Annotated in this window: 24 protein-coding genes and 1 tRNA gene; 14 read left to right on the plus strand and 11 right to left on the minus strand. The window is 66.0% G+C overall.

Going from position 1 to position 23,241, the window contains the following annotated elements:
- Positions 1-47: 47 nt before the first annotated feature.
- Together CK489_RS04820 and CK489_RS04825 are read right to left on the minus strand one after the other, a co-directional pair.
- Positions 48-1,196: an alpha/beta fold hydrolase gene (locus CK489_RS04820; RefSeq protein ID WP_502694103.1), complete on the minus strand. Its 1,149-nt coding sequence runs from the start codon at positions 1,194-1,196 to the stop codon at positions 48-50.
- 195 nt (positions 1,197-1,391) lie between these two features.
- Positions 1,392-2,456, minus strand: a complete 1,065-nt coding sequence (locus tag CK489_RS04825) for an aromatic ring-hydroxylating dioxygenase subunit alpha (protein WP_050629607.1) — start codon at positions 2,454-2,456, stop codon at positions 1,392-1,394.
- A gap of 106 nt (positions 2,457-2,562) precedes the next feature.
- On the opposite strand from CK489_RS04825, the gene CK489_RS04830 reads away from it, so the two are divergent.
- From CK489_RS04830 to CK489_RS04870, 9 genes are all read left to right on the plus strand, one after another.
- Positions 2,563-3,471, plus strand: a complete 909-nt coding sequence (locus CK489_RS04830; RefSeq protein ID WP_095731476.1) for a LysR family transcriptional regulator — start codon at positions 2,563-2,565, stop codon at positions 3,469-3,471.
- A 108-nt stretch (positions 3,472-3,579) separates the two neighbouring features.
- Positions 3,580-3,942: a nuclear transport factor 2 family protein gene (locus CK489_RS04835; protein ID WP_095731913.1), complete on the plus strand. Its 363-nt coding sequence runs from the start codon at positions 3,580-3,582 to the stop codon at positions 3,940-3,942.
- 201 nt (positions 3,943-4,143) lie between these two features.
- On the plus strand, positions 4,144-4,935 hold the full coding sequence (locus CK489_RS04840; RefSeq protein ID WP_050629605.1) for a helix-turn-helix transcriptional regulator: 792 nt from the start codon (positions 4,144-4,146) through the stop codon (positions 4,933-4,935).
- A gap of 104 nt (positions 4,936-5,039) precedes the next feature.
- A complete protein-coding gene (locus tag CK489_RS04845) occupies positions 5,040-6,209 on the plus strand; it encodes a cytochrome P450 (RefSeq protein ID WP_095731477.1) in 1,170 nt (389 codons plus the stop codon).
- A 247-nt stretch (positions 6,210-6,456) separates the two neighbouring features.
- Positions 6,457-6,849 carry a DUF5132 domain-containing protein gene (locus CK489_RS04850; protein ID WP_095731478.1) on the plus strand — a complete coding sequence of 131 codons (393 nt, stop codon included), beginning with the start codon at positions 6,457-6,459 and terminating at the stop codon, positions 6,847-6,849.
- Between the two features lie 136 nt (positions 6,850-6,985).
- A complete protein-coding gene (locus CK489_RS04855; protein ID WP_095731479.1) occupies positions 6,986-7,543 on the plus strand; it encodes an HMA2 domain-containing protein in 558 nt (185 codons plus the stop codon).
- Positions 7,544-7,569: 26 nt separating this feature from the next.
- Positions 7,570-9,687 (plus strand): heavy metal translocating P-type ATPase, encoded by a 2,118-nt coding sequence (locus CK489_RS04860; protein WP_095731480.1) that lies wholly within the window; start codon positions 7,570-7,572, stop codon positions 9,685-9,687.
- Positions 9,684-10,523, plus strand: a complete 840-nt coding sequence (locus tag CK489_RS04865) for an EcsC family protein (protein ID WP_095731481.1) — start codon at positions 9,684-9,686, stop codon at positions 10,521-10,523. The genes CK489_RS04860 and CK489_RS04865 overlap by 4 nt, the downstream gene beginning before the upstream one ends.
- A 15-nt stretch (positions 10,524-10,538) precedes the next feature.
- The gene (locus tag CK489_RS04870; protein ID WP_095731482.1) at positions 10,539-11,786 is read left to right on the plus strand and encodes a DUF445 domain-containing protein; all 1,248 of its coding nucleotides are present in this window, start codon (positions 10,539-10,541) and stop codon (positions 11,784-11,786) included.
- 70 nt (positions 11,787-11,856) lie between these two features.
- On the opposite strand, the gene CK489_RS04875 is transcribed toward CK489_RS04870, so the two are convergent.
- From CK489_RS04875 to CK489_RS04890, 4 genes are all read right to left on the minus strand, one after another.
- Entirely contained in the window at positions 11,857-12,057 is a 201-nt protein-coding gene (locus CK489_RS04875) for a hypothetical protein (RefSeq protein WP_095731483.1), read from the minus strand.
- Positions 12,057-13,160 carry a hypothetical protein gene (locus CK489_RS04880; protein WP_095731484.1) on the minus strand — a complete coding sequence of 368 codons (1,104 nt, stop codon included), beginning with the start codon at positions 13,158-13,160 and terminating at the stop codon, positions 12,057-12,059. Before CK489_RS04880 ends, CK489_RS04875 begins: the two co-directional genes overlap by 1 nt.
- A gap of 147 nt (positions 13,161-13,307) precedes the next feature.
- Positions 13,308-14,237 (minus strand): dihydrodipicolinate synthase family protein, encoded by a 930-nt coding sequence (locus CK489_RS04885; RefSeq protein ID WP_095731485.1) that lies wholly within the window; start codon positions 14,235-14,237, stop codon positions 13,308-13,310.
- A gap of 39 nt (positions 14,238-14,276) precedes the next feature.
- Positions 14,277-15,443: an NADH:flavin oxidoreductase/NADH oxidase gene (locus CK489_RS04890; RefSeq protein ID WP_095731486.1), complete on the minus strand. Its 1,167-nt coding sequence runs from the start codon at positions 15,441-15,443 to the stop codon at positions 14,277-14,279.
- A gap of 289 nt (positions 15,444-15,732) precedes the next feature.
- Between CK489_RS04890 and CK489_RS04895 the strand changes: the two genes are divergently transcribed.
- Positions 15,733-16,752 (plus strand): LLM class flavin-dependent oxidoreductase, encoded by a 1,020-nt coding sequence (locus CK489_RS04895; protein WP_095731487.1) that lies wholly within the window; start codon positions 15,733-15,735, stop codon positions 16,750-16,752.
- Between the two features lie 286 nt (positions 16,753-17,038).
- Here CK489_RS04895 and CK489_RS41665 read toward each other — a convergent pair whose 3' ends face one another.
- The 4 genes from CK489_RS41665 to CK489_RS04910 form a co-directional block, all read right to left on the minus strand.
- Positions 17,039-17,209: a hypothetical protein gene (locus CK489_RS41665; RefSeq protein ID WP_198960832.1), complete on the minus strand. Its 171-nt coding sequence runs from the start codon at positions 17,207-17,209 to the stop codon at positions 17,039-17,041.
- Between the two features lie 43 nt (positions 17,210-17,252).
- Complete coding sequence (locus CK489_RS42870; RefSeq protein ID WP_158226409.1) at positions 17,253-17,504, minus strand: DUF3551 domain-containing protein; 252 nt, start codon at positions 17,502-17,504, stop codon at positions 17,253-17,255.
- A gap of 42 nt (positions 17,505-17,546) precedes the next feature.
- Positions 17,547-17,620: transfer RNA gene (locus CK489_RS04905), tRNA-Gly, on the minus strand.
- 111 nt (positions 17,621-17,731) lie between these two features.
- On the minus strand, positions 17,732-19,282 hold the full coding sequence (locus CK489_RS04910) for a glycosyltransferase family protein (protein ID WP_095731489.1): 1,551 nt from the start codon (positions 19,280-19,282) through the stop codon (positions 17,732-17,734).
- Between the two features lie 171 nt (positions 19,283-19,453).
- On the opposite strand from CK489_RS04910, the gene CK489_RS04915 reads away from it, so the two are divergent.
- From CK489_RS04915 to CK489_RS04930, 4 genes are read left to right on the plus strand one after another with little or no spacing between them, the layout of a single operon-like run.
- Positions 19,454-20,032, plus strand: coding sequence for a methylated-DNA--[protein]-cysteine S-methyltransferase (locus CK489_RS04915; RefSeq protein WP_095731914.1), 579 nt, complete (start codon positions 19,454-19,456; stop codon positions 20,030-20,032).
- Between the two features lie 9 nt (positions 20,033-20,041).
- Positions 20,042-20,881, plus strand: coding sequence for a helix-turn-helix transcriptional regulator (locus CK489_RS04920; protein ID WP_095731490.1), 840 nt, complete (start codon positions 20,042-20,044; stop codon positions 20,879-20,881).
- 56 nt (positions 20,882-20,937) lie between these two features.
- Positions 20,938-21,297 carry a VOC family protein gene (locus CK489_RS04925; protein ID WP_050629590.1) on the plus strand — a complete coding sequence of 120 codons (360 nt, stop codon included), beginning with the start codon at positions 20,938-20,940 and terminating at the stop codon, positions 21,295-21,297.
- Positions 21,298-21,325: 28 nt separating this feature from the next.
- Positions 21,326-21,742, plus strand: a complete 417-nt coding sequence (locus tag CK489_RS04930) for an SRPBCC family protein (protein ID WP_050629589.1) — start codon at positions 21,326-21,328, stop codon at positions 21,740-21,742.
- 18 nt (positions 21,743-21,760) lie between these two features.
- Here the strand turns inward: CK489_RS04930 and CK489_RS04935 are convergent, their stop codons facing one another.
- Positions 21,761-23,203, minus strand: a complete 1,443-nt coding sequence (locus CK489_RS04935) for an MATE family efflux transporter (RefSeq protein WP_095731491.1) — start codon at positions 23,201-23,203, stop codon at positions 21,761-21,763.
- Positions 23,204-23,241: the final 38 nt, after the last annotated feature.

The following is a 23,241-nucleotide window of genomic DNA, read 5'->3' on the forward strand; positions in this document are numbered from 1 at the left end:
TGCCCCGGATTGCAAAACTGCAGTTCGGGGCATTTTCATTTGGCGCCTCACGCGCTGATCCGCGCTCGCTCGCTTGCGGCCTCGTCAAGATCGGACTGAAGCCAACGTGCAATCCGGCGCCACGGGCCAGTCAGGGCCATGCAGCCGACGAACAGGCCGAGGTGACCACACGGCTCGGTGTCGCATTGCAACCATGCATGCGGCGTACCCAGGAGCCGCATTGTCGCGAATGCCTGATCGGGCGGAACAACGACGTCCTTATCCGCGGCGAGCAGGTAGACGGGCAGCTTCACCGCAGCAAGATCGATCTTGCAACCGAGCGCGACGAAGTCACCGGTAGCGATCCGGTTCTTGCGAAAGATCCAGTCGGTCACCTCGAGGTAGAAGGTGCCCGGCAGATCAAGCGTCTCATCGTTCCAGCGCGTGAAGCGATCGAGCAAGAACCGCGCATCCTCCGACTCACCGTCGAGCCGCCGCTGCAGCGCGGCCTCCACGTCGAGCATGTTGAACGGGGCGCTCCAGACCTGCAACATGTGCTCGCCACTGACGATCCCATGTCCCTGACGCACCATTGCCTCGAAGCCTTGCTGCGGAAGCGAGGCAACCATCCTGGACAGATATGACGGTGCCGAGACGTCGACCGGGCTGCCTGCAAGCACGAGCCGCCGCACCTTGCCGGGAAAACGCGCAGCATAGAGCAGCGACAGCCAGCCGCCCTGACAGAGACCTGCGAGGTCGACGGGTGGCCCGATGGTGTCAATGGCCACGTTGAGATCGGACAGAAAGGTGTCGATCGAGAAATACCGCATCTCCGGCGTCGCCGAGCGCCAATCGGTGAGATAGAGACGTGCAATGCCGGCCTCTTGCAACGCCTCCATCAGGCTGTGGCCGTGTGCAAGATCCGCAATCTTCGCACGGTGCAGCGCATAGGGCGCGCAAACCAACAGCGGTCGGCCCTCGACCGCTGTCGAGAAGTCGAGCAGGCGCATCGTCGGCAATTGCAGCGCGACGGAATTGGCCGTCGTCCAGGGCAGCTCCATTTCGTCGGACGCATCCGTCGGCTCGGCCGGGCGATCCGGGTACCATTGTGAGGAGATGTCCAGCGCCAATCGCATGGCTTCAAACGGCCATAGCCAGGCGTGCTGCACCCAGTTGGTGCTGCCACTCCGTTCAGAGGGATCCGCCTTTTCGCGCAAGCTCACTCACCGATTGATCGCCGGTGAAGATAGTCAGGCCGGCGCAGGTCGAAACCTTGACCCCGATCAAGAACCGACGAATTAAGGTCGATCACCTTACGTCAACCCGCTGGAACGGCAGCCATGCCGGGAGGTCACGATCTCGCGATCCCGGCGCGACTTGTGGCTAGGCGCGGACGACCATCGCTGCCGCGATCATGCGGCCCGTGCCGTTGCCTTTTCCGCCTCGAGCCTGCGGGCGAACAGCCAGCGGAAATAGGTCAGCGGCGCGTCGGCGCCGATCGCGAGCAGCTGATAGTCCGGATCAGCGTCGAGCACCTTCTGCTGCGCCTCGATGAAGTCCTTGTCCTCGTTGAAGGCCTCCTCAAGGGAATGCCGCAGCGACAGCGAAATGTTCGGATTGTCGATGTCGAAATCGTGCAGATAGTTCCAGAAGAAGTGCGTGGACGAGCGCGTCTCCGGTGTCATGAACTGCGCATTGCGATATTGCCGGGTGCCCGGAACCTGAACGCCCTTCTCCGCGCCCTGCCCGGCCGGCGCAAACATCGTGTCGAGCGTGAAGATCCCCGGCACGATCATGCGGCCGACATTGCGGCGATCGACCATGTCGTCGCGGTTGGAGATCACCTTCTTGTGGTAGGGCGGCGCATCGGCGCCCATGTGCCAGCGCTCGACGCGGAAGCCGTCGTCCAGCTTTTCGATCGCGACCGGCTTGGTCTTGTAGGCATATTCCTCGGAGCCGCCTAGCGTGTTGGTGTGCACGAAGGCGAGATGGGCGAAGTCGCTGAGATTGTCGACGATCAGGAGCCAGTTGGCCTTGTAGTGCATGTAGCCCGGCAGGCCGCGCCATTTGGGGTCCTCTAGCGGCGGATAGTCGAGGACCAGCTTCGGATCGGCCTTCTCGGGATCGCCGGTCCAGATGAAGATCATGTTGTAGCGCTCGACCACGGGATAGCTGCGCACGCCGAGCCTGGCGGGGATCGCGTCCTGGCCCGGGATCTGGATGCACTTGCCGTCGGCCGCGAACTTCATGCCGTGATACATGCACCTGATGTCGTCGCCCTCGACCCGCCCCATCGAGAGCGGCGCGGCGCGATGGCAGCAACGGTCGTCGAGCGCGACGACTTTTCCGCTGGCGCCGCGATAGATCACGATCGGCCGCTCCAGGATGGTGCGCGCCAGCTTCTTGCCGTCGATCAGCTCGTGATTCAGCGCCGCCACATACCACGCGTTGCGCAGGAAAATTTCGCCGTCAGCCATCTCACCCTCCCGATGCACTATTGCTTGCAATCAGGTTAGGTGATCCCGGCGATCGGGATAATCCGATTTGGCTGGACACACTGTACCGGTAGATGGACAATCGGCCATGGAGTGGCGCGACTGGGAGCTGTTTTGCGAGGTTGTCGAGCATGGCGGCTTTACCGCGGCTGCGCGCGTGCTCGGGCACCCCAAATCGAGCCTCAGTGCTGCGGTGCAGCGGCTCGAGGCCAATCTCGGGCTGCGGCTGATCGAGCGGACCACGCGGCACCTGCGGCTGACCGATTCCGGCGAGACCATCTATCGCAAGGTCCGCCCGCTGTTCGCGGCGCTGCACGACACCCACAGCGAGGCGCTGGCGATGTCGAGCGCGGTCGCGGGCACGCTGCGCATCAAGGCGCCGTACGAATTCGGCGCGCATCACGCGGGGCCGGTCGCCTGCGCGGTGATGGGCCGCTATCCCGAGCTCGTGATCCGGATCGACGTCGAGCACGACATCGTCAATCCGATCGCGGAGAATTACGACATCGTGTTCGCGATGCTGGAGGCCCCGCTGCCGTCGGCCGGCATCGTGATCCGCCGCGTCTTCACGCTGGAGCGCGGCCTGTTCGCGGCACCGGCGCTGCTGGGGAAGTTCGGTGAACCGCGCACGCTGGACGAGCTGAGACAGCTGCCGCTTCTGACCGGTCCCAGCGATCCGAGATGGGCGATCACCACGCCGGGCGGCGCCGTCGAGCATCTCGCCGTCGACCGCGCGCGTCTCACCTCTTCGAACGCGCATGTCCGCCTGCAGGCGGCGCTCGCCGGCCATGGCGTGCTGCGGGTCACCGCGAGCTACACCCGCGCCGCGGTCGCGGCCGGCCAGTTGCGGCGGCTGCTGCCGGACCATGGCTGCGAGCCGCTCAATGTGCATGCGCTGCTGCCGGCGCGGCAATTCGTCCCGGCCAAGGTGCGCTGCTTCCTCGATGCGATGGAGGCGCACGCGCGCGGCGATCCCGAGGCCTACATCAAACCGTGACCGGCACATCAGCGACGCGCGATGACCTCGGAGGTAATCGATCGGCGCACGCGAACCTTCGATAGTCCGGACAGCCGCTCAAGTCCGGCACATCAGAAGGAGAGCACCATGACCGACCACGCCACCGTCGCCCGCAACTACATCGCGCTCTGGAACGAGCGGACGCCGAGCCGGCGCCGCGAGATGCTGAGCCAGAACTGGACCAGTGACGCGCGCTATGTCGATCCGCTGATGAGCGGCGACGGCCATGAGGGCGTCGACGCGCTGATCGCCGGCGTGCAGCAGAAGTTTCCGGACTTCACCTTCAAGCTGATCGGCGAGCCGAACGGCTTCGGCGACCACGTCCGGTTCTCCTGGGGCCTCGGGCCCGACGGCGTCGACAGCCCGATCAAGGGCACCGACTTCGCCCTGCTGAAGGATGGCCGGATCAGGAGCATCACCGGCTTCCTCGACCAGGTGCCGGGGGCTTAACCAGTTCCGTCGTTCCGGGGCAACCCGAAGGGCTGAGCCCGGAATCCATCGGGCCGCGAACTTTGTGGTGGAATGAATTCCGGGCTCGACGCTGCGCGTCGCCCCGGAATGACGCGGGGAAGGTTCAGAACGCCGACGCGTCAGCCGCTTCCACCCCCGTGAAGCCGCTGCTAGTCTTCCCGAAACACAGGGGAGGACACCATGAAGGCAGATCGCGCCTTCAAGACTTCGGTCGTCAGCGACATCACGCCGGCGCTGCTGGCGATCGGCCGCGAGGGCTTTGCGCAGGCCCTGATCGGCGCGCTGCGCCGCGTCGCCGGGGTCGGCCACTGCATGGTGTTCTCGTTCACCGGGCCGCGGTCCGCTGCGTGCCTGCTCGACGTCGGCAACATCCCGACCGGGCGCGACCTCGGGATCGCCTATTCCGAACATTTCCACCAGGCCGACCCGAACCGCGATGCGGTGTTCGAGGGCAAGACGCAGGCGGTGCCGATCGTGCTGCCGACCTTTGCCCGGCGGATGTACAGCGACGGCTACCGCAAGATCTTCTTCGACGATTCCGACATCGTCGACAAATTCGCGTCCGCGATCTGGACCGGCGACACCTGCTTCTACGTCAATTTCTACCAGATCACCGCGCAGGGCCGCTTCAGCCGCGCGCAGATCGCGCGCCTCGCCGCGGTGGCGCCGGCGTTGACCGCAGCCGTGGCGCGGCACTTCCAGCGCGAGCCGGACGCCGATCCGATCGCGCGGCTAAAGACCCTGTTTGCGACCGCCGAACCATTGTCCAGGCTGACCGGACGCGAGAGGGAGGTCTGCCTGCGCATCCTTTCGGGCCTCAGCTCCGAAGCGATCGCCGCCGAACTCGGCATCGGGCTGCACTCCGCCCTCACCTATCGCAAGCGCGCCTATGACAAGCTCGGCATCTCCTCGCAGAACGAGCTGTTCGCGATCGCACTGCGGCTGATGGCGTCGGCACGGCAGCTGAACTGAAGCGTCGAAGCGGCCGCTTCCCCTGTCCCCAACGGTAGGGACAGACCGGCCGCGCCTGCCGGCCTATGCTCGGTTCGAAACCCGAGGCAACCCGAGATCACGTCGTGAGCACCGCCCCCCATTTCGACATCGACATCCCCGCCTTCTGGCAGGATCCCTATCCGACGCTGGCGCGCATGCGCAAGCAGGCTCCGATCGCCTTCGTGCCGCAACTCGGCAGCACGCTGCTGTGCAACCGCGACGACATCTTCGTCTCCGAGAAGCAGATCGACGTGTTCTCGTCGCACCAGCCCGAAGGGTTGATGAACAGGCTGATGGGCCACAACATGATGCGCAAGGACGGCGATGCGCACATGAACGAGCGCAAGGCGATCTTCCCGGCGATCTCGCCGAAGACAGTCAGGTCGCACTGGACTGCGCAGTTCGCGGGACATGCGGCACGCATCCTCGACGAGTTGACGCCGAATGGGGTGGTCGATTTCGTGCAGGCCTTCGCGCTGCCGTTCTCAGCCGAATGCCTGAAATCGATCACCGGCCTCACCAACATGCGGTTCGAGGACATGAATGCCTGGTCGCAGGGCATGATCGACGGCATCGCCAATTACGTCGGCGACCCCGCGATCGAGGCGCGCTGCCGTGCCGCGACCTCGGGCATCGACGCCGCGATCGACGACATGGTGCCGGTGTTGCGCAAGACGCCCGACCTCAGCCTGCTCGGCGTGCTGTTGCAGACCGACATGCCGATGGACAGCGTGCGCGCCAACATCAAGCTGGCGATCTCGGGCGGCCAGAACGAGCCGCGCGATGCGATCGCCGGCACGGTGTGGGCACTTTTGACCCACCCGGACCAGCTCGCATTGGCAACCAGCGGCGCGATTCCGTGGCTACAGGCGTTCGAGGAATATGCGCGCTGGATCTCGCCGATCGGGATGTCGCCGCGGCGGATCGCAAAGCCGTGGACGATCCGGGACGTCGCCTTCGAGACCAACGAGCGGGTGTTCCTGATGTTCGGCTCGGCGAACCGCGACGAGAAGCATTTCAACGAGCCCGATCGCTTCGACGTCCGCCGCGACGCCAGCAAGAGCATCGCGTTTGGCGCCGGTCCGCATTTCTGCGCCGGCGCCTGGGCATCGCGCGCCATGGTCGCCGACGTCGCGCTGCCCGCGATCTTCGCAAGGCTCAGGAATCTGCGCCTGATCGAAGACCGGCCGCCGCGGATCGGCGGTTGGGCGTTCCGCGGCCTGCTGGACTTGCCGGTGACGTGGGACCGGTAGGGCGGCGCAACCTGCATCTGCCCTTGGATCCAGCTGAGCGCAGACACATCGAGACATAAAGATCGCCCGCCGAGGCTTGCCGCGCCCGATGCGGGCACTCCCGCAGGTGAGTAGATGCGCCCAGTCGCGCCGCGACACCATGCCGCCGCAACCGGTCGGACGACTGTAATCAAACTGTCACGAATCCATTTCAATCCGCCGTTATTGATGAAACTGCAGTTAGTTGTGCGGTCACAAGGGATTTCCGATGAACCCGAACACCAATGGTAGCAGTCACGATACCGCCTTCCACCATGACGCCCCCGAGCAGGATTCCGAAGAAGGCGGCGGCATCAACAAGACGGTCGCGGTCGTCGCGGTGGTGGCTGTCGGTGCGGCCGTGTTCGAAGCTGCCTTGCTGCCGGGACTTGCGCTTGGCGTTGCCGCAGTCGCGGCGCCGAAGTACCTGCCGAAGCTGGCGGGCGCACTCAATCCGTTGTTCAAGTCCACCGTTCGCGGCACCTACAAGTTCGCGCAGAAGTCGCGCGAGATGTTTGCCGAAGCCCACGAGCAGGTGAACGACATCGTTGCGGAAGTAAAGGCCGAGAGCCAGGCCCAGGAAGGCAAGGCGGCCGACAGCCGGGCTTCGTCCGCGGCCTGAACGGGATCGGACGGGCGGCAAGGCGGCGACGTGCGCCGCCGATCGGCCTTGCGACGCCGGCACGGCGCGCAATCGGATTTGACGACGGCATCATTCGCGTCCCGCGCCGGCGTTGGAACGCTGTGAGAGGAATGCGATGACAAAGATGAAGCTGCAGATCGCGCATCAGGTTCCGGGCCGGATCCGCATGAAGGTGCCGTCGGCCAAGGAAAACCCCGAGCTTCTCGAACAGATCAAACAGACCTTCAGCGTCATTCCCGGCATCGAGGACGTCACCGTCAATCCGACCACGGGAAGTGTCGTGCTGCACTACGATGCCGACCGGCACGACGAGTTTCATGGCCGGCTGCAGCATCACACCGGCGGTCACTACAAGCCGCCGGCCAACGAAATCGACGCGCTGGCGACCAAGATCGAGCAGGAGGCCGAGTATCTTGCCGAGCACTCGCATACGGCCAGGGTGATCGTCGACTTCTTCAAGGACTTCGACAACGGCATCAAGGTCGCCACCGGAAACGTGGTCGATCTGAAGATCCTGCTCGCCACCGGCATCGCCGGCTTCACCATCTTCGAGGTCGGCGCCAACGCCGCGACGCCGGTCTGGGTCACGCTGGCGATCTTCGCGCTCAACCACATGATTCAAGCCAACATGCGCGACGCGGAGCAGGCGGAGCCGGAAGGCGCGGCGGCCTGACCCGCCAGGGGCAAGAGTGCGAATTCATGGACTTCCGCTTCTGCCACTCCATACCAGGACGCATTCGTCTGAGCATTCCCGCGCTCGGACAAAATCGCAACCTGGGCGAGATCTGCCTCGGCTGGCTGCGAGCGCAGGAAGGCATCAGGACCGCACGGATTAACTACGACTGTGCGAGCCTCGTGCTGGAATACGATCCGGCGCACGAGCAGCGGCTGCTCGCGCTGCTGAACGGCTTCAAGGCCATGAGCCTCGCCGACCTCAAGGCGCTGTGCGCGAGCACCGCACCGGACGCGGCCTCGCCGCGCGCCAGCGTTCCGGAAGTCTCCAAGCGCTCGCCCTTGGCACTGCCGACCCTGTCTTTGTTCATGGCGTTCAGCGCCAATCCGGTGATCACGGCGATCAACATGCCGCTGATGCTCTGGAACGCGATCCCGATCGCCAGGCGCGCCTGGAAGGTCTGGGCCAACGAGAGCCGGCTGAACATCGACGTGCTCGATACGCTCGCGATCAGCGCCTCCGTGCTCCAGGGCAATCCGCTGGCCGGCTGCATCGTCACCTGGCTGATCAAGCTCGGCGACTGGATTCGCGACCTGACCGCGGCGGGCTCGCGGAAAGCGATCAATGAGCTGCTCGAATTCCAGTCGAAGACGGCCTGGCTGCTGCGCGACGGCGAGGTGGTGTCGATCCCGGCCGCCGAGCTCAAGAACGGCGACATCGTCGTGGTGTATCCCGGCGAGATGATCCCGGTGGACGGCGAGATCATCGACGGCTCCGCCACCATCGACCAGAAGACGATCACCGGCGAGGGCCTGCCGGTGCATCGCGGCAAGGGCGAAGCCGCGTTCGCCGCCACCGTGATCCGCGAGGGCCAGATCACGCTGCGTGCGCTGCGCGTCGGAACGGCGACCACCGCCGGCCAGATCGTCCGCTTGATCGAATCCGCGCCGATCGGCGACACCTGCATGCAGAACCATGCCGAACGCTTCGCCGACCGGCTGGTGACCCCGACGCTCGCGCTTGCTACCGGCACCGCGATGGTCTCGGGCGACTTCAATCGCTTCCTCTCGCTCGTCATCGTCGACTACGGCACCGGCATCCGCGTCGCGGCCCCCACCTCGGTGCTGTCCTCGATGACGCTCGCGGCGCGCACCGGCATGATCATCAAGAGCGGCGGTCATATGGAGAAGCTCGCCGGGATCGACACCATGGTGTTCGACAAGACCGGCACCCTCACCCACGGCACGCCCGCCGTGATCGACGTGATCTCCTACCAGAAGCAGATCACGCCGAACCATCTGCTCGGGCTCGCCGCGGCCGCCGAAACCAAGCTGCAGCATCCGGTCGCCGAGGCGTTGCGCACGCGGGCCCGGCAGCTCGCGGTGAACATCCCGCCCTGCAACGAGACCACCTACCGCCTCGGCCTCGGCGTCGAGGGCCAGGTCAACGGCTATTACGTCCATGTCGGCAACCAGCGCTTCATGCGCCAGAGCGAAATCGCCGTCGACGCCTCGGCCCTCGATCGCGCGGCGCTCGACCAGCGCGGCTTTTCGAGCCTCTATATCGCCGTCGACGGCAAGCTCGCGGGCCTCGTGCCGTATTCCGACGAAATCCGCGAGGAGAGCCGTTCGGTGATCCAGCGGCTGCATGCGCTGGGAGTCAAGAACAGCATCATGCTGACCGGCGACAACGGCGTCGTGGCGCGCGCCGTCTGCGAGAATCTGGGCCTCACCGAGCACTTCGCCGACATGCTGCCGGCCGACAAGGCCGGCGTGATCCAGGAACTGCAGCGCCAGGGCCGCAGGGTCGCCATGGTCGGCGACGGCATCAACGATTCGCCTGCGCTCAGCTTCGCCGATGTCGGGATCGCGATGAAGCATGGCGCCGAGGTCACGCACGAATCCGCCGACGTCATCCTGATGGAAGATTCGCTCTGGAAGCTCGTCAAGGCGGTAGAGATCTCGCAAGGCGCCGTCAGCCTGATCAAGCAGAACTACGCCATCGTTGCGGCGCTGAACACACTGGCGCTGGGACTAGCCCTGCCCGGCGGGCTGATCACGCCCGAGGTCACTGCGCTGATCAGCAACGGCTCGGCGATCCTGGCGAGCTTCAACGGCATACGGCCAATTCTCAGGTATCAATGAGCCAGGATGTCGCCCAGCTCGTTGTCCTTCCACCCGGCGATCACGCCGCGCTCCAAGCCGCAGTCAAGACGCTGGAAAGCTCCAACCTCGCGGCAAGGATCGCCGACTATGCGGGCGTTCCCGTCAACCGGGTCCTCAACCTGCTGCCGAAGGCCGCCAACCGCCAGCTCAGCGGGCTGGTGCGCACCGCAGTCATGAAAGGGCTGGAAGTTGCCGTCGATACGCTCGACGAGAAGCCGCCGCCGTCACCCGCGGTGACCTTCTCGTCGTTTCTCGCAGGCGTAACCGGAGGCGTCAGCGGCCTGTTCGGCTTCGGCGCGCTGGCGATCGAACTTCCCCTGACCACGACATTGATGCTGCGCGCGATCGCCGAAATCGCAAGGCACCAGGGCGAGGATCTCTCCAAGATCGAGGCAAGGCTCGCCTGTCTCGAGGTGTTCGCCTACGGCACCAAGCGAACCGACGACAGCATCGATGTCGGCTACTACGCTGCCCGCGCGCTGATCAGCAAATACACCAGCGACGCAGCCGCCTATATCCTGGAGCGCGGCGCGGTCGATGCCTCGGCTCCCGTGATCTCCAACCTGGTCAGCGAGATCGTCTCGCGGTTCGGGCTGGTGGTCTCGGACAAGGCCGCGGCCGGCGCGGTGCCGATCATCGGCGCGGCGTTCGGCGCGAGCGTCAACGTCATCTTCATGGACCATTTCCAGAAGATCGCGAAGGGGCACTTCACCGTGCGCCGGCTGGAGCGGGCCTATGGCAGCGCGGGCGTCAGGCGACATTATGCGGCGATCGCGGCCCGGCTCGGACTGCGGCGCGGCGTTGCGACGGCATGAGGCGTTTGGCAGCAATTGGACATCGGCGCCGCACATCCGCCTGAGGACACCAGGCTGCGCGACCTTCGTCGCATGCGGGCGCTCGCCACGGCCCTGCTCGTGTTCATGCTGCTGGTGTTCCTGGCGACCTCGATGGCGCAGCCGCACTGGCCGTGGCTGGCCTATCCGCGCGCTTTCGCCGAAGCCGGCATGATCGGCGCATGCGCCGACTGGTTCGCGGTGGTCGCGCTGTTTCGTCATCCGCTCGGCATCCCGATTCCGCACACCGCGATCGTTCCGCAGAGCAAGCAGCGGATCGCGGTCGCGCTCGGCCGCTTCATCGCCAATAACTTCCTGTCGCCCCGCGTGGTCGGCGATCGGATTCGCGACGTCGACATCGCCGGCTGGGCGGCGCAATGGATCGAGCGTCCGTCGCACGCGCGCAGCGCCGCCCAGCGCACCGTCTCGGCGGTCCACCAGGCGCTGCAGGCAACGCCGAGCGCCGAGATCAACGCCTTTCTGACCCGCCGGACAAGGCAGGGGATCGCCGCGGTTCCCGCAGCCCCGCTCGCTTCGCGCGTGCTGGCGCTGTTGTGGGCGCACGGCAACGCCCAGGTGGTGATCGAGCGGTTGATCACGTCAGCGAGCGTTGCACTCGCCAACAACAAGGAAACCATCCGCAAGAAGGTCTCGCAGCGCTCCTACCGGTTCGTGCCGAAATGGGTCGACGGCATGGTGGCCGACCGCGTCATCTCCGGCGTCAGCCAGACGCTCGACGAGATGCGCGAGCCTGATCATCCCTGGCGCGTCGAGCTCAAGGCCGAGATCGAGCGCCTGATCGACCGCCTCGCCACCGATCCCGACTACCTCGCCAGGGGCGAGGAGCTGAAGCAGCAGATGCTCGACAATCCCGCCGTGATCCGGCAGATCGATGCGATGTGGCACGCCATCGAGGCGCGGCTGAACTCGGCGGCGACCTCGGCCGCGATCGCCGACGCGATCGAAACCGCCCTGATCTCGGTCGCTACACGGGTCCGTGACGATGCCGAGATGCGCGACCGCATCAACCGCTGGCTGCGCGTCGCCGCGCTGCGCGCCGTTGCATCGCGACGCCAGGAAATCGCCGCCTTCATCCGCAAGGTAGTCGAGAACTGGGATACCGAAACCCTGATCATGCGGATCGAATTGCAGGTCGGCCGCGATCTGCAATTCATCCGGATCAACGGCACGGTCGTCGGCGGGCTCGTCGGCCTCTTGATCTTCTCCGTCTCGCGCTGGCTGTAACGCCCGGATTCTTTTTTGACGCGTCTTCTTCACGCGAACAGGTGTGCACTTCGCTCGAAAACGCTTTGGATCAGGGAAAACGAATGCGCAGCAGCGGCAACTGCTGCAACTTGTCGAGCAGGCGCACCACCTGGCTTGCGGCCATGCCGAGGCAGCCGAGGATGAAGCCGCGGCGGGTCAAGCCGCACTCGCGGTCAGCGAATTCCAGGCGCTGGAGACGCGGTTCGGGAGCGGTGTTCGCACGCAGAGCGGGGAGCGTCGTCATCTGCATCAGCCGATCGGAATCCGGATTTCCGGCGCTGTGGTCATCTGCTCGATCGTCGTGTCGAACGACAGGCAATCCGGATTCTCGCCCGGCATCCGGCGCAGCGCCTCGACCAGTTGCTCCTGCTCGAGCAGGAATGCGCGGCCGTCGCGCAGCCGGGCGTAGGCCGCCCACGGCACGAATTTGGTGAACGGGAACCGGAATCCCTCGCGCGGCGACACGTCGATGTTGAGGCCGGAGACGAACAGCACGTTCTTGGTCGCAAACGCCGGCTCGCGCAGGATGCTGCGGTAGGTGCGGTCGAACTCGGCCTGGGTGACGTAGCGAGCGGCATCCAGCGCAGGGTGCGACGACGTCACCAGCGCCGGCATGACCGGGGCGAGCGCCGCCTCGAGAAGGTCATGGCCCTCGGGGCCTTCAGCCGGCGCACGGCGGAAGTGAAACAGGTCGGGTGACAGCGCCGCACCGATCGGCGCCGCCGTCTCGTGAAAGCAGGCGTCGCCGAGCCGCTGACGAATCGCTGCGCCCGCGCGAAAGACCCTGGACGTGCTCAGCACGGTCAGCGGCTGAAGCGGCGTCTCGACTATGCGGTCGAGCCGCAGAAAGACACCTTCGCTGCGGCCCTCGTCGAGATACTGATTGTCGATCTGGAACACCGGCTCGCCATTGAGACGGCCGCATTGCACCTGCCGGCAGGCATGGGCGTATTCGTCCTCGTACCAGCGCAGCACGCCGCAGAGCTTGCCGCAGCAATCGCCGAACCGGCAACCGTCGGTGCGGTGACGCTGATAGACGCCGAAACGGCCGTCATCGGGATTGTAGCCGACATGGCTGGCCTGGATCAGCACCAGGTCCTCGCCGTGATGGGCATAAGGCCCGTGGCGGTTGATCGCGACCTTGCCGCCGACCCGACCATGGTCGAACGGAAACGTTCCGAAATGCTGGGCCAGCAGCATGACCGGATAGCCCTGGCTCTCATCGGAGCAAAAGGCGCGTGACGGCAGCATATGCTGCCGCTCGAAGCCGAGCGACCGGCAGTAATTGTAGAGCCGCGGCACGAAATGGCCGTAGCGCATCGCAAAACCGCCAACCCGGAAGGTTTCGATCATCCTCTGCCCGAGCGGTCAGACCTATCCAGAGTGCACATTGGGGCAAAATTCCCCGCTCCCCGTACCGGATCGGAACGGTAGATACCGTTGTTGACGGTTATGTGAATGCAGCCGGGAGCGACGATCCGGACGGGCAGCCGGTGAGGCTCAGCGTCCCCAGCGCAGCACGACCGGATCGAGCGTGCGCGCGATCTCGATCAGCCCGGCACGGGTGGCCGGGTGCAGCGGCTGCAGCGGGTGCCGTACGGCGTCCGACTTGATGACGCCGCCCTCGCGCATCAGCACCTTGCAGGCTTGCAGCCCGCATTGCCGGTTCTCGTAGTTGATCAGCGGCAGCCAGCGCGCATAAGCCTGCACGGCCTCGTCGCGGCGGCCGGCGAAGAACGGGTCCATGATCTGGCGGATGCCGTCGGGATAGCCGCCGCCGGTCATCGCGCCGGTGGCGCCGGCATCGAGATCGGCCATCAGCGTGATCGCCTCCTCGCCGTCCCACGGCCCCTCGATCTCGCTGCCGCCCTTCTCGATCAGGCCGCGCAGCTTGTTCGCGGCCATCGGCACCTCGATCTTGAAGTATCTGATGTTGGCCAGCTCCTTCGCCATCCGCGCCAGGAAATCGACCGAGAGCGGCGTGCCCGCGACCGGCGCGTCCTGGATCATGATCGGAATGCTGATGGCATCCGAGACCACGCGATAGAACTCGTAGATCGCCAGCTCGCCGACGCGAAAGGTCGCGCCGTGATAGGGCGGCATGATCATCACCATCGCGGCGCCGGCGGCCTGCGCCTCGCGGCTGCGCGCGGCGCACACCGCCGAGGAGAAATGCGTCGTGGTGACGATCACCGGGATGCGGCCCGCGACGTGCTCGAGCACGGCATGCATCACGGTCTCGCGCTCGGCATCGGTCAGCACGAACTGCTCGGAGAAGTTGGCGAGAATGCAGATGCCGTGCGACCCGGCATCGATCATGAAATCGATGCAGCGCCGCTGTCCGTCGAGGTCGAGGTTGCCGTTGGCGTCGAAGATGGTCGGCGCGACCGGAAAGACGCCGCGATAGGGGCGCTGGGCCGAACTCGTCATGTCAAATCCTCCCTCATGATTCTGTCGCAGCTTGTCGCGTCACGCGCTGCGGAACGGCAACGGCGGGCCTTCGAGCCTGCGCAGGCCAGGCTCACGGCGCTCCAGCCACCAGCCATACTGCTTCGGCCAGGACGCGAACACTTCGCCGCTCCCGCCACCCAACGCAAGCTCGGCATGCAGCGGCCAGTTCGGATCGAACAGCGCCTCACGCCCGATTGCGACCAGATCGGCCTGACCGTTGGCGAGGACATCCTCGGCCTGCTGCGGATGCAGGATCAAGCCGACCGCGATGGTGGCGATTTCGGCGGCGCGTCGGATCTCGTCCGCATAGGGCACCTGGAAGCCATAGCCGCGCGGAATCCGCGCCGCGGTTGCCGAACCGAGCAGGCCGCCCGACGAGCAATCGATCAAATCGGCGCCGCGCGCCTTGGCTTCGCGCGCGAACGCGATCTGGTCCTCGAGCGTCAGGCCGCCCTCGACGCCATCGACCGAGGAGATCCGCACCGCCAGCGGCCGCTCGGCGGGCCACGCGGCACGCACGGTCTCGATGATCTCGAGCGGATAGCGCATCCGCCCGGCGCGGTCGCCGCCATAGGCGTCGCTGCGGCGGTTCGACAATGGCGAGAGGAATTCGTGCAGCAGATAGCCGTGCGCGCAATGCACCTCGACGAACTCGAAGCCGGCCTCCACCGCGCGCAAGGTCGCGCGCCGCCATTGCTCGCGCAGCGCGGCGAGTTCGGCGACATCGAGCGCATGCGGCATCAGCCAGCCTTCCTCCATCGGGATCGCGCTCGGCGCCACCGTTCGCCACGGCAGATCGCCGCGGGCGCGGTCGGCCTCGTCGAGCGCGGCATTGCCATACCATGGCCGCTGCATGCTGGCCTTGCGGCCGGCATGCGCGAGCTGGATCGAGGGCACCGCGCCGTTGTCCTTCAGGAAGGCAGCAATGCGTTCGAGCGGCGCGATCTGCTCGTCATTCCAGATCCCGACGTCGCCATGGGTGATGCGGCCCTCGGCGGCGACCGCCGCGGCCTCGACCATCACGAGCCCGGCGCCGCCCTGGGCGAACTTGCCAAGATGCACAAGGTGCCAGTCGTTGGCGAGGCCGTCGGTCGCCGAATACTGGCACATCGGTGAAATCAGGATGCGGTTTCGGGAGGTCACGCCGCGAAGCGTGATCGGCTGAAACAGAAACGGCTGCGACATCGGGACCTGCGGACACGTGGTGGCGGGAAGAATGGCGGCCGAAAGCTAGGCGGCGCGTCCGGCAATCGCAAGTCGCGCGACAGCGCAGGCGGCAGGACCTGCACGCATGCAGCACCCGGGCAATGGCACGATCCGCAAAACCCGCGACATTTGCCGCAGGATATTCACGCGGCTGGTAAACACATTCCACCATCCTTTGATGACTTTCAGTCATGCCCGGCTGACTTTCAGTCATGCCGGGATCACCCCACGGATCGCAATTCGCGTCGGACATGCCTACATTGCCGACATGAAAAAAATCGGTTTCCTCTCGTTCGGGCACTGGACGCCCTCCCCGCAATCCCAGGCCCGCTCCGCCGCGGATGTGCTGCTGCAATCCATCGACCTTGCGGTCGCCGCCGAAGAGCTCGGCGCGGACGGCGCGTATTTTCGCGTCCATCACTTCGCGCGCCAGCTCGCTTCGCCTTTCCCATTGCTGGCGGCGGTCGGCGCCAGGACCAGCCGGATCGAGATCGGCACCGCCGTGATCGACATGCGCTACGAAAATCCGATGTACATGATCGAGGACGCCGGCGCGGCCGACCTGATCGCGAAAGGACGCCTGCAGCTCGGCATCAGCCGCGGCTCGCCTGAGCAGGTGATCGATGGCTGGCGCTATTTCGGCTACCAGCCGGGCGAGGGCCAGAGCGATGCCGACATGGGCCGGCGTCATGCCGAGATCTTCCTCGAGCTGCTGCGCGGCGAAGGCTTTGCGCAGCCGAATCCACGGCCGATGTTTCCCAACCCGCCGGGGCTGCTGCGGCTCGAGCCGCTCTCGCAAGGCTTGCGCGAGCGCATCTGGTGGGGCGCCGGCTCGAACGCGACAGCGGTCTGGGCGGCGAAGCTCGGCATGAACCTGCAAAGCTCGACGCTGAAGAGCGACGAGACCGGCGAGGCCTTCCACATCCAGCAGGCCGCGCAGATCCGGGCCTACCGCGCCGCGTGGAAGGAGGCCGGCCACACTCGCGAGCCGCGGGTCTCGGTGAGCCGCAGCATCTTCGCGCTGGTCGACGATCGCGACCGTGCCTATTTCGGCAACGGGCAGGAGGAAGACCAGATCGGCTTCATCGACGAGCGGACGCGCGCGATCTTCGGTCGCGGCTACGCCGCCGAGCCGGACAAACTGATCGAGCAGCTCAAGACGGATGAGGCGATCGCGGAGGCCGACACGTTGCTGCTGACCGTCCCCAATCAACTCGGCGTTGCCCACAACGCGCATGTGATCGAGAGCATTTTGACCCAGGTCGCGCCCGCGATGGGATGGCGATGAGTGCGCGCGGTCGGGACCCGCGGCGGCCGTCCTCTAGGGGATGTGGTTGAGAGCGGACGACCGGCCGCGGGCTTGAACCGACCATTCTCTGCCGGAGGGTGGCCGGTTCTACATGGCCAATGCCGGAACCCGCTGAAGCGTTCCGGCGGAACTCCGTTCTCAAACGCGGAGAACTACGGAAACATAACTGCGCGTTGTGAGAAGAACAGGTTGAGTACAGTTCGTTAGCCGCGGACGTTGCGTGAACAGATCGCCGTAATATCCCGGGACCATCGCGCGAGACCGGTTAAGAATCCCGGTCGCGATTGCGGCGCGTGAGATCGAGACGATCGACACGCTCGTCGATCCGCCGGTTCAGTTCCTCGTCCTCGTTCGAATCCCTGCCGCGACGGGCGCGAACGACGTATGCGCATCCCAGCACAGCAATCGCAATGAGCACGTAGAACCACCAGTCCATGCATTGATCTCAAATAAATGCCCGCGCATACGAGCAGAAAAGGTCATCGTCCGGGCCTGTCAGAACGCACCGGTCTTGGCGCGTAGAACGGGTTGACCAGGCAGGTTGCCGGATTCCCCGCTATGCTGGCCTGGCACTGCTGCAACGACGTGAAGATACAATCCATTCGCTCGCCGAGCAGTTCCCCGTAAACATGCATGCAGACGGGATAGCGAGGGTCATACATTTGGGCCGACGCCGGGGTCGCCGTGCAAAGCGCGCCGAGCGAGAGCAGCAGCGCCGCAAGCAACCTCACGTCTCGTCTCCTGCGATTGCCGGCACGAATTTGCCTGAGGACTGGAGCGGGCGAAGGGAATCGAACCCTCGTATGCAGCTTGGGAAGCTGCCGTTCTACCATTGAACTACGCCCGCGATCTCAATTGCTTGAGGTCGAACCCCATGGGGGCGACCGGCCGGACCATAGCCCGGGCGGCGGCCGAGGATCAAGCGTGCATTGACGGAAGGTCGCGGCACCGCGGTCCGCTACTGGCCCATCCTCACGAGCACGTCATTGATGACAAAGGCCGTCGCGGCCGACGCGTCGCAGCTCCCGCCGCGCGCATAGATGCAGGCATCGCTGAAGCCGACGCGGGCACAGCTTTGCTGCGAAAAATCCGCCGGCAGATCGCCTGCGGCCTCGGGCCGCGCAAGGATGCGATTGAAGGCCGGCCTGGTCGCCTGCAGCAGCAGCGGCGGCAGGATCATCTCGGCAACCGGATCGGCGGGCTGCAACGCATAGAGCGGCACCGGGCCGACCAATCGTTCCCGCCCCGGCAGCTGCTGGAAGCGAACGTTGTAAAGCGCAAGGCCGCACATCTGCGGATCGCTGCGCAGTTCGGCGGCGAGCCGCGCAGCGCCGACGCCGCGCGTCCAGTATTCGCGCATGCCTTCGCTGGCACCGGCCAGCGCCACGGACAGCAGCGCCCAGCCGCCGAGGACGGTCGGCAATGCAAAGCGGCGCCACGTGGCTTTCGCGCGCAGCCATTGCACCCAATCGGCCGACCCCATCGCCGCGACGATGGTGAACAGCACCACCGACAGGAAGACGAAGCGGTATTCCTTGTGCACGATCAGGCTGTGGAAGACGAGGTTGACCAGCGCGACGCTCAGCAGCAGCGGCGCGTGCCGCCAGCCGCGCCAGATCGCGGCGAGCGGCAGCAGGATCGCCACCGACCACACGGTCAGGAAGTCGATCAGATAGGCCGAGGGCGGCGAGACGCCGAATTCGACGGCCCGATCGTGGACGAGGTTTGCCTTGATGTTCGCGATCAGCCAGGCGAACGGCACGGCGCCATGTGCAAGATCGATCGCAGCGGCAAGCAACAGCGCAACGAGCCCGCCGGCGAGCAGCGGGACGAGGTTTCGCCAGCGCATCCAGCACGCCCCGAGGGTCAGCACGGCGATCGCCGGCGCATACTGGAAGCGGCAGACAAAGGCGAAAGCGAGCAAGGCACCGCCGATCGCGAGACGCCGCTGTGACGGACCATCGGTGATCAAGAGCGCCGCCGGCAGGATCAGCGCCGTCGCCAGCGGCTCGCCCAATGTGTGTGGCGCGAGCATGACCAGTTCGAACCACGTCGCGGCGGCAAACGCCGCCACGACGGCGTGGGTTCGCGAGACCCGCGCGCCAAAGAACCAGGCGCTGACCACGATCGACAGCGAGGCGCATGCGGCGATCAGACGCGGCACCAGGAAGGCGCCCGCGCCACCTGGCGCGATCGCGTCACCCAGCGCAACCGGCCCTGCCATCAATGTCGGCAGGAACCAGCCGCGAATGCCCTCGCGCCATTCCCACGTCAAAACGCCGTCATGGCCGAGCATCCGCCACGCCGGCTCGAGATACTGAAACACCTCGTCGGGATAGATCACGTTGGGCCAGACGGCGGCCGCGAGGCGGATCGCCAGCGCCAGCAGCAGCAACGCAAACAGCGGATGCAAGCGCCCGCTCGCGAGCCCGACCATGCCGGCGCTGCCAGGCGCGGCTTCGGCGCTCGTGCTGGTCATCGTTCCGTCGATCGTCTTCTGGAGCAGCATGCCGGCGACCAGATAGCGGGCAAAGCCTTTAAGATGCGTGACCGGAAGATGCGTGACCGGACGTTGCCGAGGTCACACAGCGCCGGCCGCAACATGCTTAACTAAACCTTAAGATTCCGGATGCGCCGGACCGCGACGATGGTATGCTCGCTCGTGGGGGTTGGTGGCGTCATGGCGGGGCGTGGGTACACCATTTTCGACACGGCAGTCGGCCGATGCGGCATCGCATGGGGCGAAGCCGGCGTCGCCGGTGTCCAGCTTCCCGAGCTCCGCGAGATCGAAACCCGCAAGCGGCTGTTCCAGCTCTATCCCGATGCGCGCGAGATGCGGCCGCCCGAGGAGATCGAGGCCGTGGTCGAGGGGATCGCAGCGACCCTGCGTGGCGGCGATGGTGACCTTGCAGGGGTTGCGCTCGACATGAGCGGCATCCCCGCCTTCAACCAGCGCGTCTACCAGACCGTGCGCGCCATTCCCCGCGGCGAGACCCGGACCTATGACGAGGTCGCCAGCGCGCTGCGTGCAACCGGCGCGGTCTACTCGGTGGCGCAGGCGCTCGGCCGCAATCCCTTCATGATCATCGTGCCCTGCCATCGGGTGCTCGAGGCAGGCCACTATCCGGACCGGATCTCGCCGAACGGCGGCAGCGTCTCCAAGCGGCGGCTGCTCTCGATCGAAGGCGGCCAGCCGGCCGCCAGCAAGACCCTGTTCGACGTGCTGCTGCCCGTTGCGCGGCCCCGGCCGCAAGCCTAAATCTGGGATATGACCCGGACCACACTGTTGCAGCGCGATCGCATCACCGTGAACGAGTTTCGCTGCACGGCGGAGCCCGGCGACAAGCCGTTCGTCGAGCAATTCGCCTGCCACTCGGTGTCCTATGTGCGCAGCGGCAGCTTCGGCTGCCATTGCCGCGGCCGCTTCCATGAACTGGTGGCAGGCTCGATCCTGGTCGGCCATCCCGGCGATGAATATACCTGCACGCACGACCATGTGGTCGGCGACGAATGCCTGTCGTTCTTCCTCGACCCGGAGCTGGTCGAGACGATCGGCGACCGCACGGACGTCTGGCAGGTCGGCTCGGTGCCGCCGCTGCCGGAATTGATGGTGATCGGCGAGCTCGCCCAAACGGCGGCAGGTGGCAACAGCGATGTCGGCCTCGACGAGGTCGGCCACATCCTCGCCAGCCGCCTTGTCGAGCTCGTATCCGACCGCAAGGCAAAGCCGCTCACCGCCGGCCTGCGCGATCGCCGCCGCGCCGTCGAGGCGGCGCTGTGGATCGACGCCAACTCGCATCACCAGATCGATCTCGACGATGCCGCCGAACAGGCCGGGCTGAGCAGCTTCCATTTCCTGCGGCTGTTTTCCGCCGTGCTCGGCGTGACGCCGCATCAATATCTGGTGCGCTCGCGGCTGCGTCATGCGGCGCGACGGCTGGTGGATGACGACAGCCCGGTCACCGACATCGCCTACGACGTCGGCTTCGGCGATCTCTCCAATTTCGTGCGCAGCTTTCACCGCGCGGCCGGCGCCTCGCCGCTGAAGTTCCGGCAGGCCTCCCGCGGCGACCGCAAGATTCTCCAAGAACGCCTTGCGCTGCAATAGCTAGGTTGCTCCGGTCCGCGCGTCCGTCGACGCGCGCAATGACTGGAGACCTCATCATGTACGACCACATCGGATTGCGCGTCGCCGACCTCGACGCCAGCGTGCGCTTCTACACCGCGGTGCTGGCGCCGCTCGGCTTCGTGCTGTGCTCGCGCGACGACAGCGGCGCCGGCTTCGGCCCGAAGGGTGAACCCGCGCTCTGGCTGCATCTGCACAAGGGCAAGGCGCAAGGCGGCGCGCACATCGCGTTCCGCGCGCCGAGCCACGAGGCGATCAAGACATTCCACGGCGAAGGCCTGAAGGCCGGCGGCAAGGACAATGGCGCGGCAGGCCACCGCAAGGACTACAGCCCGACCTATTACGCGGCGTTCCTGCTCGACCCCGACGGCAACAATGTCGAGGCGGTGTCGACCTGAGATCAATTCATAAAAGGACCCAATCCCCATGGCTTCGATTCACAAGGACATTCCGATCGACGCGCCGGCAGATCACGTCTGGGACGCGCTGCGCGATTTCGGCGCGTTGCATACGCGGCTGGTGCCGGGCTTCGTCACCGACACGCAGCTCGACGGCGACGTCCGCACCGTCACTTTCAGTAACGGCACCGTGGCGCGCGAGACGCTGGTCGATTGCGACGACAAGCGGCAACGGCTGGTCTATGCGATCACGAGCGAACGGCTGAAGCAGCATTCCGCCTCGGTCCAGGTGTTCGCCGAGGGCGATGCGCGATGCCTTGTGGTGTGGATCGCCGACGTGCTGCCGCACGAGATCGCGCCCTACATGTCCGCGCAGATGGACCTCGGCGCAGCAGCGATGCAGGCCGCGCAGGCGAAATCTGCCAGGGAGAAGAGCGCGGCGTGACGCTGCCGTTCGCGCGTTCTACGACAGCGCCGGCTGCGCCTCGGCGACCGGCGCGGACTTGCCCCAGCGCGTCAGGATCACGCTGAGGCAGGAGAGCACGCCGAGCACACCCATCGAGGCGGCGGCGAGTGCGAAGAAGTTTTGCGCACTCGCCTCGTGGGTCGACAGCCACCAGCCGCCGGTGCCGATGAAGATCAGCCGCGCGGTCTGTGCCAGCACCGGGCCCAGCACTTTGGCGGCGCCCTGCGAGGAGAAATACATCGACATCGCCAGACCAATGAAGGCGTACATCGGCGCGGCGGTCGAAAGATATTGATGGCTGGTCGCCCGCACATGCGGATCGCTGGTGAACAAGTTGACCCAGAGGTCGGGGAACACGGCGATGAAGCTGCCGACCACGCCGACCGAAAGGAACGACACCGTTCCTGCGGTCCAGGCGATGCGCCGGGCGCGCGCGACGCGCTCGGCGCCGACCGCCATTCCGATCATCGGCACCGAGGCGATGCCGACCGCGAAGGCCACCGACGTCAGCATGAATTCGAGCCGCGCGCCGATACCGTAGCCCGCAAGCACCGCGGTGCCGAACTGCGCCAGCATGTGGGTGAAGATCGAGATCGTCAGCACCGATTGCAGCGGCGAGAAGCAGGAGACGGCGCCGACCTTGAGGATGTCGATGAACATCGCCCACTGCACGCGCAGCCCCTTGAGCCTCGGCTTGACGCGGGCGCGGCCCGAGAACAGGTACCAGCCCATCACGCTGATGCTGATCGAATAGGCGATCAGCGAGCCCGCGGCGACGCCGCGCATGCCGAATTGCGGCACCGGGCCGAGGCCGAGCCCGAGCGTGCCGCCGAGGATGATCTGACACACCGCCGAGGACAGGATCATGGTCGACGGCAGCTTCATGTTGCCGGTGCCGCGCAGGATGCCGGCCATCGTGTTCATCAGCCAGGGCAGGATCGCACCACCGAAGAAGACCTGCGTATAGGCGATCGCCTGGGCCAGCACATTGCCGCGGCCGCCGAGCAGTTCGAGCAGGCGCGGACCGAAGATCAGCATGCCCAGCATGAACGTGACGCCGAAGGTGAGGCCGATCAGCAGCGCATGCATCGCCAGCGTCGAGGCGCGCTCGATCTGGCCGGCGCCGAGCGCACGCGCGATCGCGGACGCGACGCCGCCGCCCATCGCGCCGCCGGACATCGTCATGGTCAGGATCACGCAGGGAAACACCAGCGCCATCGCCGCCAGCGACTCGACGCCGAGCCGGCCGATATAGGAGGTCTCGGCAATGACGACGCAGGTGCCCGCGGAGAGCGCGATCACGTTCGGCCAGGCCAGCCACAACAGCGTGCGCAGAATCGGCCCGTCGAGCAGCGCGTTGCGCGCAGGCTTGGTCACCGGCGGCGGCAGCGGCCGTTCTTGTTCGTCGACAGGTATTTCGGCGAGGCCGAGGTCGGACATTTCAACTCCCACGCGCGATCTGGGGAGCCGCGCCATGG

Source organism: Bradyrhizobium sp. UFLA03-84 (assembly GCF_002289535.1).
Taxonomy (GTDB): Bacteria; Pseudomonadota; Alphaproteobacteria; order Rhizobiales; family Xanthobacteraceae; genus Bradyrhizobium; species Bradyrhizobium viridifuturi.